Here is a 14,275-nt window from a genome sequence, read left to right as displayed (position 1 = left end):
TACGTCACACCCGACGGCGGAACACCGGCCGCACCGGCCGCCCGGCCAGCCAGGGCGTGGGATCCCCGGCGTCCAGTGCCTTCCGGTAGACCGCGCACGCCTGCGCCACCGCGCCTACGGTGTGGTCAATGTCGGCGTCCGTGAGCGCGTCGCTCACCACGAACGACGGGGCCAGCACCCCGCCCGCGAGGAGCTGACGCAGGAACAGCGTCCGGTACTCCTGCGACGGCCGCCCCTGCTCGTCGAGGGTGGCGAAGACCAGGTTGCTGGCCCGGCCCCGGACGACGACATGGCCACCGACGCCCATGCTGGCCGCGGCGTCCCGGACACCGGCGGCCAGCCGCTCGCCGAGGGCGTGCAGCCGCGCGGTGACGCCCTCCTCGGCATAGGTGGACTGCACGGCCATCGCGGCGGCCAGCGCGTGCGTCTCCGCGCCGTGCGTCGTGGACAGCAGGAACACCCGCTCACCGGAGTGCCGCAGCCCGCCCCACTCCATCAGCTCGCGGCGCCCGGCCAGCGCGGAGACCGCGAACCCGTTGCCCAGCGCCTTGCCGAACGTGGAGAGGTCGGGGACGACGCCGTACAGGCCCTGCGCGCCCGCCTCCGACCAGCGGAAACCGGTGATCATCTCGTCGAAGACCAGCACACAGCCGTGCCGGTCGGCCAGCGCGCGCAGACCGGCGAGATAGCTGGGCGGCGGCTCGCTCTGGGTGGCGGGTTCCAGGATCAGACAGGCGACCTCGCCCTGGTGCCGGGTGAGCAGCTCCTCCGTGGCGGCCAGGTCGCCGTACGGGAACGCCAGGGTGAGTTCGGTGGTCGCCGCCGGGATGCCCGCGGACATCGGCGTCGTACCGATGAACCAGTCGTCGACGGAGAAGAACGGATGGTCGGCGCAGATCGCCACCCGCGGGCGCCCGGTGACGGCGCGGGCGAGGCGCACGGCGGCGGTGGTGGCGTCGGAGCCGTTCTTGGCGAACTTCACCATCTCGGCGGTCGGCACCGTGGCCAGGAAGCGTTCCGCGGCCTCGACCTCCACGATGGACGGGCGCACGAAGTTGCTGCCGCGGTCGAGTTCGCGGCGCACCGCCTCCGTCACGCGCGGGTGGGCGTGGCCGAGGCTGACCGAGCGCAGGCCGGAGCCGTACTCGACATAGCGGTTGCCGTCGACGTCCCACACATGGGCGCCGCGGCCGTGGCTGATGACCGGGGCCAGGTCCTCGGGGTACTGGTCGTCGCCCTTGGCGTAGGTGTGCGCGCCGCCCGGGACCAGGGCGTGCAGCCGCTGGTTCGCCGCCCGCGACCGGGGCAGCGAGAACTCTTCGGTGTCCACCGTCTCACCTCTCCATGTGCTTCAGGACCTCGGCGAGGCTCGGTGCCTGCCGGTCCCGCTGGGACATCGACGCGACCGGCAGCGGCCACGGGATGGCCAGCTCCGGGTCGTCGAAGGCGATCGTCACGTCCTCGGCCGGATCGTGCGGCCGGTCGATCCGGTACGAGGTGTCGGCGGTCCCGGTCAGCGCCTGGAAGCCGTGCGCGCACCCCGCCGGGATGTACAGGGTCTTCTGTGTCTCGCCGGACAACTCGAAGAAGGCGCGGCCCAGATACGTCGGCGAGCCCGGCCGCAGGTCCACGACCACGTCGAAGATCCTGCCGTACGAGCACCGCACCAGCTTGGCCTCACCGGCGCCGGAGCGCAGGTGCAGGCCGCGCAGCACGCCCCGCACCGAGCGGGAGACGCTGTCCTGGACGAAGGCGTTCGGGTCGAGGCCCACCGAGCGGACCACGTCGGCGTCGAAGGTGCGGCAGAAGAAGCCGCGTTCGTCGGCGAACGGCGTCGGTTCGAAGAGGTAGGCGCCCGAGACCTGTCGGACTTCGATCGCTTTCATGACGTCTCCCGAGGGGCACGGTCGGCGGTGCGGAACAGGACCGCGGTCAACTCCGCGAACTGCGTCTGGAGTTGCTGGGCGGTGGCCAGGTTCCGTTCCGTGAGCGTGCGCCGTAGTTCCGCCGATCGCTTCTCCAGCGACCGGAACTGCTCCAGCAGGTGTCCGGGGTCGACCTCGCGGGCCGGGTGGCAGTAGGCGCCCAGGCCCATCCGGTCCATCAGCGCGTCGCTCTTGGCCGCGTAGCTGAGCGCGAGCGTCGGTGTGCCGACCCGCAGCGCGCAGACCAGGTTGTGGTAGCGGGTCGCGACCACGCTGTCCGCTGCCGCCGTCTCCCTCATCAGGTCGGTCAGCGAGGTCGCCTCGGCGGCGGTGACCAGCGGCGAGTCCACCGCGTCGAGGATCGCGGCGACCACCGGCGCGTCACACGCGTCGCCGGTGAGCAGCCGCACCGGCCTGCCGTCCTCGACCAGGGCGCGGACGAACTGGGTCGTCCCGGCGAGGTAGCGGCGGTGGATCTCCCCGGCCCGGGCGCGGTCGTCGTCGCCGCCGTGGAAGTCCATCACACCGACGCAGACCGTGCCCGGGGACGTGCCGGGCTCCGGCGTCGGCAGCGCGAACGCCAGGTCCGGGTAGACCTCGTCGTGTGCGGTGTCCACGCCCATCTCCCGCAGCGCGGCACGGGACTGGGCGTCACGGTACGAGCGGTACGCGGCCAGCCGCGCCGACCAGCGCACCAGGGCGCGCGTGAGCCGGTTCCCGATCGGCGCGGCGCCGACACCGACCAGCGCCACCCGGGTGCCGAACACCCGGCCGGTCGCGCAGAGCAGGAACAGCGAGTACGGGAAGCCCCACGGCCGCAGCGGCAGCGTGGCCTCCAGCACGCCCATCCCCGGCACGATCACCACGTCATGGCGACGCACCCAGGCGGCGGTGCGGAAGACGTCGACGAGCTTGCCCAGCCCCTTCGACACGATCGCGTTCGCACGCGACGCGGTCCGGTACTCCCCGCGGTACCAGTGCAGCCGCGTCGCGGGGATCCCGTACCGGGCCGTGACGACCTCCGGGCCGCCGCACAGCGCGTCCACGGCCGCCTCCGGGTGCTCGGCGCGGAGGTACCCGAGCACGGCCTCCAGTGACCCGTCGTTGCCGAGGTTGCCGGAGCCGAGCAGCCCGAACAGCCCGACGCGGGCAGCGGTCACGCCCGCCTCCCCTCGCGGCCCGCGACCAGGGCGTCCACGGAGACGGCGAACCGGGCCGGGTCGACCGGCGCCCGGTCCTCGACCCGCTCGCCCGCGCCCGGCCGCGCCCGGCTGGTCAGCCACGCGGCCAGATGGCCGTAGCAGGCGCGCCGGTCGGCCGGGGACAGCGGCGCCCGCCGGATCGCCGAGGCGAACCCCCAGACGTACTCGGCGAGCAGCCGGGGCGTCGGGTGCAGCGGGCCCGCCCGGCGCGGGTCCAGGTTGACGCACCGGGACCGCTTGGAGGGGTTCGCGCGTTCGGCGCGGGTGGGGTGGTCGCGGCGGAAGTACAGCAGCTCCGGCACCTGGTGGAAGGGCCCGTGCAGGGTGATCTCGGCGACGAAGGTGCGGTCCGCGTGGTGGTAGCTGTCGTGCGGCTTCACCTTGCGGAGCATGTCGGCCCGCATCACCCCGTAGAAGTCGTCGCCCCCGGGCTCGAACAGCAGACTGCGGAACCGCTCCGGAGCGTGCGGGGAGTCGGTGGCGAGGCCGTACTCGTACGGGACCTTCACCTGGCCGTCGCCGTCGATGACCGCCTGGTCGGAGTGGGCGAGGACGACGTCCGGACGCTCGTCCAGCGCCTCCACACAGCGCCGCAGCAGGTCCCGGGCGTACAGGTCGTCGTGCGAGGCCCACTTGAACAGCTCGCCGCGGCACTCGGTGAACACGTGGTTGTGGTTCGGGGCGGCGCCGATGTTCCGGGGCAGCCGGAGGTAGCGGATGCGCGAGTCCTTCGCGGCGTACCGCTCGCAGATGTCCCGGGTCCCGTCGGTCGAGGCGTTGTCGGAGATGACCAGCTCGAAGTCCTCGTAGGTCTGGCCGAGCAGGGCGTCGAGCGACTCGGCGAGGTACTCCTCGCCGTTGTAGACGGGCAGGCCGATGCTCAGCCTGGGATGGGCGGTCATGACGTCCTCACTTCGGGAAGGGGGGAGGGGCGGTGCTCGCGCAGGGCGGCGCGCAGGTGCAGCCACCACACAACCGAGCCGCTGACGGTCGCGGCGGCGACGCCCCAGGCCGAGCCGACGGTGCCGCCCACGGCGGCCCCGCCGAGCCCGCCGATGACATAGCAGGCGGAGGCGAACAACTGGCTGCGCAGGCTGCGCCGGGCGGCGCCGAGCGCGCGCAGCCCGGCCGCCGCGCCGGTGCCCAGACCGGCGCCCGCGACGCCGAGCGTGGCCGGGACGATCAGCTCCGAGGCGGAGCCCCAGACGTCGCCGAGGGTGAGTTCGCCGAGTTGGTCCGGCACCAGCAGCAGGGCCGCGCCCCACAGCAGCGCGGCGACGGCCTGTACGCCGCCCAGCAGGAGGCAGAACAGGCCGAGGCGGTGCGGGGCCCGCCGCAGCACCCGGGCCGCCTCCGCGACGGTGACCAGGGACAGCCCCATCAGCACCGCGAGGAACGGGCCGAGCAGCAGTTCGGCGCCCCGGATCACACCGACCGCGCTGACGCCGACGATCGCGCCGAGCCCGTAGGCCCGCAGCTGGCTCGCGCCGCTGGTGCTGACGTTCTCTACCAGATAGCGGTAGCCGAGGTCGCGGTGCGCGCGCAGCCACTCGCGCGCCCCGGTCAGCCGCGGCCGGATGCCGGACTGGAGGCAGCCGTACACCGCCGCCACCGCGGCGGACGCGCCCCAGGCCAGCACGAAGGCGGCCACACTGCCGACGCGCGCCGCCACCACCATGGCCGGGACGAGCGCGACGCCCCACACGACGTCGTTGACGAACGCCTTGCGCCCGGTGCCCGCGGCGAAGAACGAGTACCGCCAGGCGTCCTGCAGCAACAGCCCCGGCAGCATCACGCCGAGGCAGGCGAACGCGGGCCCCACGCTGCCCCCGACGCCCAGTCCGACCGCCAGGCACACCGCGCCGACGGCGGCACCGACGCCGAGCGCGGTACCCGACGAGCGGGCCACGGCCCCCCGCCAGGACGCGTCCGGCACCCCGCTGAAGCGCACCACGAGCGGGTCGGTGGCCAGCCCCCGGGAGACGCTGAGCACCACGCCGTACGTCACCCAGGCCAGGCTGAACACACCGAACGCGGTCAGCCCCAGGGAGCGGGCCACGTAGATGCCCACCGCGAAGTTGGTCATGCTGGACGCCGCCTGGTCGGCCAGCCCCCAGGACAGCCTGCCGACGAGGGCCCGCCTCGCGGACCCGCGCGTCGGCGTCTTCCCGTCCCCCGCGGTGGTCACCGGCGTCATGCCTTGATCAGTCCGGCGCCGCGCAGGGCACCGGCCGCGTCGGCGACGGTGTCGAACGGCAGCCCGGACCGCTCGGCGACGTCCAGCAGGCTGTGCTCGCCGTCCGAGAGGTTGAGCACCCACAGCATGGCCATCTGGGCCTGCTTGGCGTCGCTCCGGCCGCCGAGCGAGTCGTACAACCCGCGCCTGCCGAGCTGCGGTTCGCCGTAGGGGCTGAGGTTGACGTACCGGCGGTTGCGGTCCAGCACGGCGAACGCCTCGCGGCACACGGCGAGCGTGTCCGTCATCGCCGCCGGGGAGACGAAGTCCAGGTCGTCCGCCGAGGTGTGGTACTCGGGGTAGCCCGCGTACGGGGTCCGGGTGAGCGAGCCCACCCCGAGATCGAACCCGGGCGAGCAGAACTGCCGCTCGTCATAGCCGTACGGGGTGAAGTCGACGACCCGGTGCGGGCGTTGCGACGCCGTCAGCACATGCCGCAGCACCCGGTCGATCTCCGCGTCACCGCGCCTGCTCCGCTTGTACGTCACCTGCCCCGGGTCCCCGGCGCAGGCCAGCACCAGCCCGTGCCGCACCCGGTCGATCCGCTCCGCGTTGCGGGCCAGCCAGGTGATCGCCCCGATGGTGCCGGGCGCGAACAGGAACCGGTAGGTGTAGTACGGCGTCCCCTGGGCCAGCTCCCGGGCCAGGAACGTCGCCACCGCGATCCCGGCGAGGTTGTCGTTGGCCAGCGACGGGTGGCAGACGTGGCAGGAGACGATCACCTCGTCCGCGACCTGCCCGGGGACCACGTGCTCGGCGTAGGTGAGGTGGCCGTCCGCGAGCGTGGAGTCGACGCGCACCTCGTACTCGCCGTCCGGCAGCGCGTCCAGGGTCTCCTGGGCCAGGCAGAACCCCCACTGCGGCTGGTAGTAGCTGGTCCGGTACGGCACCCAGGACGGGTGGTCGGGCAGGGTGTGCAGATGGGCGCGCAGCTCGGAGAGCGGCATCCGCCGCGCCACCGGCACGCTGTAACCGAGCACGTGCAGGTTCGACGCCGCGAAGTCGACGACCCGGTTGCCGGACGCGTCGGCGATGTACGCGTCCCGGATGTTCCACTCCTGCGGGACCGTCCAGTCGAGCACCTGGGTGCCGGTCGGCACCTCGTGCACCTGGAGCGGGACGTACTCGCCGACGATGTCCAGGGTGGCGCGCACCCCGTCGCCGGTGATGCTCCGGCACAGCGGGTACATCCGCTCCACCAGCGCGTACATCTCCTCGCCGACCTCGGTCACCGGCGCCACCGCAGGGTGTCGTCGACGGCACCGGCCTCGGACGCCGCGCGCAGCACGGCCAGCCGGGTGAAGCGGCGCTCGAAGTCGTCCTGCGTCAGCCCGTGTTCGCGGTAGGCCTCGGCGAGTTCCAGCGCGCCCCGCTTCACCGACCACTCGCAGTCGAAGCCGGGCAGCGCGTCCCGGAACCGGGAGAAGTCCACCCGGTACGACCTCGGGTCGGCGCCGGTCTCCCCGGTGATCACCACCTTGGAACCGGCCACCGCCTCCGCGACCTGCCCGGCGATCTCGGCGACCGTGACGTTGTTGGTCTCGCTGCCGATGTTGAACGCCCGGTCGTGCACCGCCTCCCGGGGCGCGGTCAGCGCGGCCGTGAAGGCGCGGGCGATGTCGGCGGCGTGCACCAGCGGGCGCCAGGGGGTGCCGTCGGAGAGCACCAGCACCTCGCCGGAGAGCAGCGCGTGGCCCACCAGGTTGTTCAGCACGATGTCGGCGCGCAGCCGGGGCGAGTACCCGAAGGCGGTGGCGTTGCGCAGGTACACCGGGCTGAAGTCGCCGTCGGCGAGCGCGTGCAGGTCGTCCTCCACGCGCACCTTGGACTCCGCGTACGGCGTCACCGGGCGCAGCGGGGCGTCCTCGGTGACCAGGTCGTCGCCGCCCGCGGCGCCGTACACCGAGCAGGTCGACGCGTACAGGAAGCGCCCTACTCCGGCGTCGCGGGCCAGCCGGGCCAGCCGTACGGAGGCGTGGTGGTTGATGTCGTAGGTGAGTTCCGGCGCCAGCGAGCCCAGCGGGTCGTTGGAGAGGGCGGCCAGGTGGATCACCGCGTCCACCCCGGCCACGTGCTCGGCCGTGACGTCCCGCAGGTCGACCCGGTGTCCCGGCGGGTCGGCGGGCGCCGGGCCCAGCACACAGTCGGCGAACAGGCCGGAGTCGAGGCCGACGACCTCGTGTCCCGCGGCCGTGAGGACCGGGGCCATCACGGTGCCCAGGTAACCCTGGTGTCCGGTCAGGAGTACGCGCATGGTTCAACCCCCCAGGTTGAGCGTGAGTTTGCTGACGTCGAACGCCTCGGCGTAGCGGGCGTGGCATTCGATGCCGCGGATCCGCGCCAGGCCGAGGAAGGCCTCCCGGTCGTACCAGGGCCGGTGGCGTTGCGAGGGGTAGTGCTCCTGGAGCAGCCGCACCTTGCGTTCGGCGGTCTCCGGGGTGAGCGGCTGGTAGGCCACCGGACGGCCGAGGTCGCCGTCCCACTTGACGATCTCGTAGCCGAGGACCAGGTGGTCACGGAACGCCGTGGTCATCAGCTGGGCCAGACCACGGTGGTCCTGGTGCGCGTCCTCGGTGCGCGGTGCCAGCACCAGGTCCGGTTCGGTGCGCTCGCGCAGTTCCTCGACGGCGGCCTTGGCCTCGTCCCAGTGCGCGGGCATCCGGCCGTCCGGCAGCTTGAGGACCGTCAGCCGCAGGTCGGCGTCCGGGCAGAAGGCGGTGAGGGCGGCGCGCTCCTCCTGCTCGCGCTCACCGCCGCCGCCGGAGAGCACCAGCGCGTCGACGCGGACGCCCGGCCGGGTGAGGCACGTGGTGAGCAGGGTGCCGCCCGCGCCGATGGCGATGTCGTCGCAGTGCGCGCCCACCGCGACGATCCGGTCCAGGCCCCCGGCCCCGAGCCGGATCACGCGCCCACCCCGGCGCCCGCGCCGTCCCGCTCCCACACGGCCCACGGGCGGTCGCCGCGCGTGTAGGCGGCGTCGAGCGCGGCCCGCTCCTTCACGGTGTCGGTCGGCTTCCAGAAGCCGCGGTGCTGGTAGGCCACCAGCCGCCCCCGCTTGGCCAGTTGGGCGCAGCCGTCCGCGACCAGGTCCCCGTTCTCCGGGATGTGGTCGAAGATCTCCTGACGCAGCACGAAGTAGCCGCCGTTCTCCCACAGCGGCATGTCGCTCACCGCGGTGATGCCGCCCACCAGGCCGTCGTCGCCCAGGTCCACGCAGTGGAACGAGGACTGCGGCGGCACCACCGTCATCGACGCCCCGGCGTCGCGCCGGGCGAACCGGTCGATCATCTCCGGCAGCGGGGCGTCGGTGAGCACGTCGGCGTAGTTGGCGAGGAACATCTCGTCGCCGTCCAGGTGGTGCCGCACCCGGCGCAGCCGCTCCCCGATCGGCGACTCGATGCCGGTCTGCGCGAACGTGATGGTCCAGTCGGCGATGTCGGTGGACAGCAGCTCGGTGCGCCCGCCCCGCAGCACGAAGTCGTTGGACGTCGTCTCCTCGTAGTTGAGGAAGAAGTCCTTGATGTGGTGGGCGCCGTAGCCCAGGCACAGGATGAACTCCTTGTGCCCGTAGTGCGCGTAGTAGCGCATGACGTGCCAGATCAGCGGGCGCGGGCCGACCATCGCCATCGGTTTGGGCACGTCGTCGGAGGCGCCGTTGCGCATCCGCATCCCGTAACCGCCGCAGAACAGGACGACCTTCATGACTTGACCTCGACAATGCTCAGCTCGGGGATGGGGAAGACCAGTCGGCCGCCCCAGTCGTGGACGAAGGACAGCTGCTCGACCAGTTCGTCCCGCAGGTTCCAGGGGAGGACGAGGACGTAGTCCGGCCGGTCGGCGGCGATCTGCTCGGGCGGCAGGATCGGGACGCGGGTGCCCGGGGTGAACCTGCCGTGCTTGTAGGGGTTGCGGTCGACCGTGTACGGGAGCAGGTCGGGGCGGATGCCGCAGTGGTTGAGCAGGGTGTTGCCCTTGCCGGGAGCGCCGTAGCCGACCACGGTCTCGCCGCGCTCGGCCGCCTCGATGAGGAACCCCAGCAGGTCCCGGCGCACCTTGGCCACCCGCGCCGAGAACTCGGTGTACCCGGACAGCTCCTGGAGCCCGGCCGCCTTCTCCCGGGCCAGCACGTCGGCCACCCGGCGCGTCGGCTCCCCGGCCACCTCGGCGGGCCGGGCCCACAGCCGGATGGAGCCGCCGTGCGTGGGCAGCAACTCGACGTCCACCAGCGCCAGTCCGCCGCTCGCCAGCGCCCGGATCGCGGAGGCGACCGTGTAGTACTGGAAGTGCTCGTGGTAGATCGTGTCGTACTGGTTCAGCTCGATCAGCGTCAGCAGGTGCTGCACCTCGATCGAGACCCAGCCGTCGTCGGCGACCAGCGCGCGCAGCCCCTGGGTGAACCCGACCACGTCGGGGATGTGCGCGTACACGTTGTTCGCCACGACCAGGTCCGCAGGGCCGTGCTCGGCACGGACGGCGCCACCGGTGTCCGGGGTCAGGAACTCCGTGACCGTCGGCACCCCCGCCTCCCGCGCCGCCGCGCCGACGTTCACCGACGGCTCGATGCCCAGGCAGCGGATCCCCCGGTCCACCAGGTGCCGCAGCAGATACCCGTCGTTGCTCGCCACCTCCACCACGAAGGCGTCGGCGCCGAGCCCCAGCCGCTCGACGGAGCCGGTGACGAAGGTGCGCGCGTGCTCCACCCAGGAGGTCGAGTACGACGAGAAGTACGCGTACTGCGTGAACGTCTCCTCCGGCGAGATCAGCGGCGGGATCTGCGCCAGCCAGCACTCGGTGCAGACCCGCAGGTGCAGCGGGTAGGTGGCCTCCGGCCGGTCCAGTTGGTCCGCGGCGAGGAAGCTCTCGCACGGCGGAGTCGCCCCCAGGTCGACGACGCTCTCCAGCGCCGTCGAGCCGCAGAGTCGGCATCGGGTCATATGGTCCCCCCATTGATCATGTGTTCCCCCCATTGATCTTGATCGCGGTGCGGTACTCGTCCACCAGGCGCTCCAGGCCGACGACCGGGCTGAAGTCCCGCTCGTAACGGCGCCGGGCCGCCTGGCCCATCTCCCGGTTGCGGCCCGGTTCGGCCGCGATCCGGCGTATGCGGGACGCGAGCGAGGCGGCCTCGCCCGGCCGGTGCAGCAGCCCGGTCACGCCCTCCTCGACCAGTTCGACGAAGGCGCCGTGCCCGGCGGCGACGACCGGCACCCCGGCCGCCATCGCCTCCACGACCACCAGGCCGAACGCCTCCAGCCATGTCGAGGGCGCCACCACGGCGACCGACCGCGCGATGGCCTCACGGCTCTCGGCGGTGTCGTACAGGCCGACGTAGCGCACGTCGTCCCGGCCCGCCGCCCAGGCGGTCACCTCGTGCTCCAGTGGCCCGGTCCCGGCGATCACCAGCGGCACGCCCACCCCGCCGTCCGCGGCGATCTCGTCCCAGGCGGCCATGAGCAGCCGTACGCCCTTGGCCTCCGCGAGTCGGCCGAGGTACAGCAGGTGCTCTCCGGCGCCCGTGCGGCGGTCGCCCGGTTCGGGCACGAAGTTGTGCTTCACCGCCAGCAGTTCGGGCGGCATCCCGGACCGCACCAGGACGTTGCGCTGTGCCGCCGAGATGCAGAGGAACCGGGCCACGCCCGACCACCAGCGCCGCCGGTTGACCGACAGGCTGACGGCGAGCGGCACCGTCGCCAGGCGGGAGTTCCGGTAGCAGCCGTGCCGGACGGCGGGCAGTGGCACCGCCGCCCCGACGCACTCGGTGCACGGCCGCCCGTCGCGCTGCAGGGTGCCGGGCGGGCAGACCTGGGTGTAGTTGTGCAGCGTGGCGACGGCGGGCACCCCGGCGTCCGCGCAGGCGGCCAGCACCGCGGGTGACAGCAGCGGGAAGACGTTGTGGATGTGTACCACGTCCGGCCGGTCGGCGCGCAGCCGGGCGGCGAGTTCCCTGCGGACCGCCGGGTTCCACGGCACCAGCAGCGGCAGCACGGCCTTGCCCGGCAGGGACCGGGCGGCGATGTCGTCGCTGCGCCGCTCGAACACCTCGACCCGGTGGCCGCCCTCGCGCAGCAGTGCCACCTCCTGGTCGACGACCTTGTTCTCCCCGCTCGGCTGCGCCGAGGCATAGCGGTTGTGCACCACGAGGACGTGCATGCTTGGGGTCACCTCCGTACCTGGGCCCAGCGCGGGGCACGTCGTCGAGGGGTCGCGGGCGCCGGGAGCGGCGTGGCCGCGGCGGGGGCCGCCAACAGGGAGGCGGCCACGGCCAGATGCAGCAGATACGGCGAGGCGTCGCCCAGCCCGGCCTCGGTGTACGACGCGATCCCGCAGTAGCTGATCAGGAAGATCGCGCAGGCCCGCTGCAGCGACGGCGGACGCAGCAGCGCGACGCCGCCCAGCACGATGATGATCGTCGCGACGATGACGGTGCCGGTCAGACCCTGCTCGTGGTAGACGGCCAGCCAGCTGTTGTCGATCGGCAGCCCGCCGAACGACTTGTCGCCCAGGCCCATGCCGAACAGCCGCTCCGCGGTCGTGCGGTCCGCCGCCAGCAGGGCGTCCCAGACCTTGGCCCGGCCGGTGAGACTGGTGAAGTACTCCTGGCTCTGCCCGCGCAGGAACCACGCCTGGAGCGCGGAGCCGAACCCCACCGCGGCCACCACCGTGCACAGCACCGCCCAGGCGAAGAACCGGCGGGCCGCGGCGCTGGTCAGGACGAGCGAGCCGATCGCCAGCGTCAGCCCGAACAGCATGCCGAGCGTGGCCGTCCGGGTGTGGGTCAGCGCGAGCAGGACCAGCGACGGCACGATGACCACCACCGCGCTGGTCCGGTCCGTCCGGCGGCCCAGCACCAGCAGCACCGTGAGCCCGGTGATCACCGCGGCGTACTGCCCGATCTGCGGCGGGGTCAGCGGCCACAGCGCGCCGACCAGCCGCCCGCCGTACAGCTCGGGCAGGGCCGCGCCCGGCGAGATCGCCAGCCCGGCCGCGACCGACCCGAGCACGAAGAAGTACATCCGGACGTGCTGCCGTACGAACGTCAGGCCGCCGTCCCACCAGCGGCTCAGCAGCCACAGCGTGCCGACGAACAGGGCCAGCCGGGCGCACCGGAACAGTGCGCCGAACCCGGACTCCAGGTTCGCGCTGGAGATCACGCTCGGCACCAGCAGCAGGGTGAGCAGGAACACGTAGGCGCTGGGCCGGATGCGCAGCCGGAGGTTGACGGCGAGCGCCAGCGCGAACGCGGCGACCAGCGCGCCCATGGTGACCATCTGGATCAGGGAGCGGGGCAGCGGGATGATGGTCTTCGCCCCGGCGGAGCCCAGGGTGTTGAGGACCAGCAGCCCCCAGACCGCCCCGACGATCTTCGGTGTGTGATCCACGGTCATCTCAATCACCGTCCCGTGCGCGGAAGGTGCTGCCCGCGTCCTGCTGGTACGGCGCGGACTGCCACTGCCCGGAGTCGAGCACCCGGCTCGGGTCGTGGGCCACGAACGTCCACGGGCCGACGTAGACGTTGTGGTGCCAGCGGTTGTGCTGCTCGCGGGTGATTGCCTCGGCCACCCGCTCGCCCTGGTAGGGCGACCACTCCGGATAGGTGCCGTAGTTGGCCAGCACCGCCATGCGGTCGCACTTCACCGCGCACCCGACGACGGCCTTGTCCAGCACGAAGCGGTTGTGGTGGATGTCCACCCGCTGCGTCTTCCACCGGCAGTCGGAGTAGAGCGGCGCCGTGGCGATCGCCGGGCGCTCGCAGCGGTCGGTGTCCTCCACCAGCAGGGTGCAGTCACCGGAGGAGGTGTTGGCCGGGCTGTTGCAGAACCGGTCCGCGTTCTCCCACAGGGTGATCCCGGACCAGTTGTTCTCCAGCACGTTCCGATAGATCTCGATCTTGTCCGTGCGGGCCGGGACCCGTGGTTCCCCGCCGGACTCGGACAGGTAGACGGTCGCGAACGGGAAGTTGTCGCCGCGGTCGGCGTAGGTGCGGCCCTCGACCCAGTTGTTGCGCCGGATCGTGTTCTCCCGGATGACCGCGTTGTAACTGGTCTCGTAGATCAGCGCCGCCCCGTCGTTGTCCTCGAGGAGGTTGCCCTCGAAGCGGAAGTCGTTGTTGTTGGTGTCCGCCCACAGCCCCGCGCCACGGTTGTCGTGCACCCAGTTGCCGCGCACGTCGGCGCCGTCGACGGCCCAGAACTTGACGCCCCCGGTGCAGCCGCAGCCCTCCTCGCGGCGCTCCCAGTCGTCGGTGTTGTTGCCCACGATCTCGTTGCCCTCGAGCACCAGGTCCCTGATCCGGTCGGCGGCCTTGTAGGCGTTCATGCCGTACTGGCCGTTGGCGCGCAGACAGCTGGCGCGGACCTGCTGACGGGCCCCGGCCATCAGCCCGGCGCCGGAGTTGTGCTGGATCGTCGCGTGCTCGATCACCCAGCCGTCGGCCGAGTCGTGGTTGACCACGCCCTCGTTGTGCGGCGCGACGAAACGCTGCACGGTCAGATGCTGGATGGTGACGTCGGGGGCGGTGCCGCCGAACGCGTACTGGTTCACCTTCCGGCCGTCGAGCACCGCGCCCGGCGCGCCGAGGTAGCGGTTGCCCTTCTTGGGGATGACCTGGGCATAGCGGTCCGGCTCCAGCCGGTGCTTGCCCGGCCGCAGCCAGAACGTGGTGTGCGCGGGGTTCTTCCTGGTCTTCGTGGCCAGGTCACCGACCACCGCGGGGTCGACCGTCACCGCGCCCGCCGGGGCACGCGTCGGCCCGGGTTCGGGCTTGGCGCACACCCGGGCCACGGGCGTGGACGGCGTAGCGGTCGGCTTCGCCTGGGCGTCCGGCGTGCTCTTGCAGCCGGTGACGGCCAGCAGGACCAGCGCCAGCGGTGCCACCGGCAACGCCCAGTTCCGCCACTTCATCCCCACGCGTC

General features: G+C 72.6%; 13 protein-coding genes. All 13 read right to left on the bottom strand.

The genetic code is table 11. The features are described 5' to 3' along the window. Positions 1-4: 4 nt before the first annotated feature. From ACFVQG_RS02895 to ACFVQG_RS02835, 13 genes are read right to left on the bottom strand one after another with little or no spacing between them, the layout of a single operon-like run. Positions 5-1,330, bottom strand: coding sequence for a glutamate-1-semialdehyde 2,1-aminomutase (locus ACFVQG_RS02895; protein WP_383376092.1), 1,326 nt, complete (start codon positions 1,328-1,330; stop codon positions 5-7). 4 nt (positions 1,331-1,334) lie between these two features. After that, complete coding sequence (locus tag ACFVQG_RS02890; RefSeq protein ID WP_383376090.1) at positions 1,335-1,886, bottom strand: dTDP-4-dehydrorhamnose 3,5-epimerase family protein; 552 nt, start codon at positions 1,884-1,886, stop codon at positions 1,335-1,337. Beyond that, positions 1,883-3,085: a polysaccharide pyruvyl transferase family protein gene (locus ACFVQG_RS02885; RefSeq protein ID WP_383376088.1), complete on the bottom strand. Its 1,203-nt coding sequence runs from the start codon at positions 3,083-3,085 to the stop codon at positions 1,883-1,885. Before ACFVQG_RS02885 ends, ACFVQG_RS02890 begins: the two co-directional genes overlap by 4 nt. Further along, positions 3,082-4,029 carry a glycosyltransferase family 2 protein gene (locus ACFVQG_RS02880; RefSeq protein ID WP_383376086.1) on the bottom strand — a complete coding sequence of 316 codons (948 nt, stop codon included), beginning with the start codon at positions 4,027-4,029 and terminating at the stop codon, positions 3,082-3,084. The genes ACFVQG_RS02885 and ACFVQG_RS02880 overlap by 4 nt, the downstream gene beginning before the upstream one ends. Next, a complete protein-coding gene (locus tag ACFVQG_RS02875; protein ID WP_383376084.1) occupies positions 4,026-5,324 on the bottom strand; it encodes a hypothetical protein in 1,299 nt (432 codons plus the stop codon). The genes ACFVQG_RS02880 and ACFVQG_RS02875 overlap by 4 nt, the downstream gene beginning before the upstream one ends. Beyond that, the gene (locus ACFVQG_RS02870) at positions 5,321-6,604 is read right to left on the bottom strand and encodes a DUF4910 domain-containing protein (protein WP_383376082.1); all 1,284 of its coding nucleotides are present in this window, start codon (positions 6,602-6,604) and stop codon (positions 5,321-5,323) included. The genes ACFVQG_RS02875 and ACFVQG_RS02870 overlap by 4 nt, the downstream gene beginning before the upstream one ends. Then, a complete protein-coding gene (locus ACFVQG_RS02865; RefSeq protein ID WP_383376080.1) occupies positions 6,592-7,617 on the bottom strand; it encodes an NAD-dependent epimerase/dehydratase family protein in 1,026 nt (341 codons plus the stop codon). The genes ACFVQG_RS02870 and ACFVQG_RS02865 overlap by 13 nt, the downstream gene beginning before the upstream one ends. A 3-nt stretch (positions 7,618-7,620) precedes the next feature. Next, positions 7,621-8,268 carry a PIG-L deacetylase family protein gene (locus ACFVQG_RS02860; RefSeq protein ID WP_383376078.1) on the bottom strand — a complete coding sequence of 216 codons (648 nt, stop codon included), beginning with the start codon at positions 8,266-8,268 and terminating at the stop codon, positions 7,621-7,623. Further along, complete coding sequence (locus tag ACFVQG_RS02855; RefSeq protein WP_383376076.1) at positions 8,265-9,065, bottom strand: glucose-1-phosphate cytidylyltransferase; 801 nt, start codon at positions 9,063-9,065, stop codon at positions 8,265-8,267. The genes ACFVQG_RS02860 and ACFVQG_RS02855 overlap by 4 nt, the downstream gene beginning before the upstream one ends. Continuing rightward, on the bottom strand, positions 9,062-10,297 hold the full coding sequence (locus ACFVQG_RS02850) for a methyltransferase domain-containing protein (protein WP_383376074.1): 1,236 nt from the start codon (positions 10,295-10,297) through the stop codon (positions 9,062-9,064). Before ACFVQG_RS02850 ends, ACFVQG_RS02855 begins: the two co-directional genes overlap by 4 nt. Positions 10,298-10,313: 16 nt before the next feature. Further along, a complete protein-coding gene (locus ACFVQG_RS02845) occupies positions 10,314-11,513 on the bottom strand; it encodes a glycosyltransferase (protein WP_383376072.1) in 1,200 nt (399 codons plus the stop codon). An 8-nt stretch (positions 11,514-11,521) separates the two neighbouring features. Then, the gene (locus ACFVQG_RS02840; protein ID WP_383376069.1) at positions 11,522-12,748 is read right to left on the bottom strand and encodes an O-antigen ligase domain-containing protein; all 1,227 of its coding nucleotides are present in this window, start codon (positions 12,746-12,748) and stop codon (positions 11,522-11,524) included. Position 12,749: 1 nt separating this feature from the next. Continuing rightward, positions 12,750-14,270, bottom strand: coding sequence for a right-handed parallel beta-helix repeat-containing protein (locus ACFVQG_RS02835; protein WP_383376067.1), 1,521 nt, complete (start codon positions 14,268-14,270; stop codon positions 12,750-12,752). Between the last annotated feature and the right edge of the window lie 5 nt (positions 14,271-14,275).

It is taken from the genome of Streptomyces sp. NPDC057877 (assembly GCF_042796855.1).
Lineage (GTDB): Bacteria > Actinomycetota > Actinomycetes > Streptomycetales > Streptomycetaceae > Streptomyces.
Note: the sequence above shows the minus strand (reverse complement) of the source record. Positions and strands in the feature narration are given on the sequence as shown.